General features: G+C 63.2%; 3 protein-coding genes. 2 read left to right on the forward strand and 1 reads right to left on the reverse strand.

Annotated elements, in window-relative coordinates; translation table 11 throughout:
* Positions 1–75: 75 nt before the first annotated feature.
* Complete coding sequence (locus U5A52_RS42885) at positions 76–519, forward strand: MerR family transcriptional regulator (protein WP_321918070.1); 444 nt, start codon at positions 76–78, stop codon at positions 517–519.
* The gene (locus U5A52_RS42890; protein ID WP_233888066.1) at positions 503–844 is read left to right on the forward strand and encodes a carboxymuconolactone decarboxylase family protein; all 342 of its coding nucleotides are present in this window, start codon (positions 503–505) and stop codon (positions 842–844) included. The genes U5A52_RS42885 and U5A52_RS42890 overlap by 17 nt, the downstream gene beginning before the upstream one ends.
* 54 nt (positions 845–898) lie before the next feature.
* Here U5A52_RS42890 and U5A52_RS42895 read toward each other — a convergent pair.
* Positions 899–1,513, reverse strand: a 615-nt coding sequence (locus U5A52_RS42895) for an OprD family outer membrane porin (RefSeq protein WP_321940462.1), incomplete at its 5' end; no start/stop codon positions are given.

Consider the following 1,513-nt stretch of genomic DNA (forward strand, 5'->3'; position numbering starts at 1 on the left):
TACCCGCGCCAAAAAATGCTTGACCTGGAGTGCACTCGAAGTCCCACCATTCAGAACGTCGATGAGGAGAAGCGCATGAAGATTGGCGAACTGGCCGCGCTCACGGGCCTTTCGGCTCATACGATCCGCTACTACGAGCGCATCGGGCTGATTCCCTATGCGGTGCGCGACGAAACGGGCCAGCGCGCTTACGACCGCTCGGTGCTTGAATGGATCGGTTTTCTGGGCCGTCTGAAGACCACGGGCATGCCGATCCAGGGCATGTTGCGCTACGCGCAGCTGCGCGCGGCCGGCAAGGCAACCGAGCGCGAGCGCGGCGAATTGCTGGCGGCGCATCGCGAAGCGGTGCGTGCGCAGGTGGCCGAACTCCAGGCGTGTCTTCTCGTCCTCGACAACAAGATCGAAGGTTATTCCCACGCCATGCAAAGGAACGAGAATGCACGAAACGACAAATCAGACCAGCGCCGCCCGGCAGGAAAGCCGCCTCGCAAGAGGCAAGCGCATGCTCTCGGCGATTGACGGCAGCGGCGGCGAGCACGTGATCGACTCGCTCGCCGATATCGCGCCGGATTTCGCGCAGTATCTGCTGGAATTTCCATTTGGCGACATCTACGCGCGGCCGGGTCTGGACCTTCGCTCGCGCGAGATCGCCACCATCGCGGCGCTCACGGCCATTGGCCACGCGCAGCCGCAACTCAAGGTCCATATTGCCGCGGGCCTGAACGTGGGCCTCACGCGCGAGGAGATCGTCGAGACGATCATGCAGATGGCCGTGTACGCGGGCTTTCCCGCGGCGCTCAACGGCCTCTTCGCCGCGCGCGAGGTGTTTGCACGCGAGGCTTGAAGCGCACGACGCACGCGGTGGCGGCCCGCACCGCCGCGTGGCGGCCGCGGCGCTTCAGAACAGCTTCAACGGCATGTTGATGACGAGGCGGAATTCCTGGTTGCTCGGGTCGGAGTAGTACTTCGACGCGTGGTGCCACATGGCGATAAAGGTGATTTTGGTGTTCTTGAAGCGCCCGCTTTGCAGCGTATAGCTCGGAATGAAGCCGAATTCGTGGTGCGAGCCGTGCACGGGCTGCCCGTTCCTCCAGTACAGGTTGTAGAACGGGCTCGCGGGCGTGGGATTGGCGGCTGCACCCGCCGACGCGTTGGCGCCCCAGCCGAGTGCGTACCAGAGCATCGCCTTCGCGCCCGGCAGGCCCGCATAGGCGCCATCGAAACCATAGCGCACCTGGAACGACTGCTCGTGCGGCGCGTTGTAGTCCACGTCCATCGAGTTGACGAGATAGTCGCCCGCCGTCTCGTTCACGTAGTCGTAGAACTGGTCGCCGAGAATCTGTTGGTAGCCGAGCAGAAGCGAATGCGGACCGTGCTGCGCGGCGAGCGAAAGACTGTACGCGTTGCTGTCGATGGGGCCCTGCATTGCACTGCCCTGATCGTGTGTCGAGTAGATGTTGAAGAAGCCGGTCCACTTGATCGTCGAAGGGTCGCCGTAGCTTTGCTGCAAGGA

Source organism: Paraburkholderia sp. J8-2 (assembly GCF_905220195.1).
In the GTDB taxonomy this organism is placed as follows: Bacteria; Pseudomonadota; Gammaproteobacteria; order Burkholderiales; family Burkholderiaceae; genus Paraburkholderia.

What these genes read in the sequence shown, in the direction of transcription:
- U5A52_RS42885 (WP_321918070.1), top strand. Translation starts at nt 76, where the DNA reads ATGAAGATTGGCGAACTGGCCGCGCTCACGGGCCTTTCGGCTCATACG.
- U5A52_RS42890 (WP_233888066.1), top strand. Translation starts at nt 503, where the DNA reads ATGCTCTCGGCGATTGACGGCAGCGGCGGCGAGCACGTGATCGACTCG.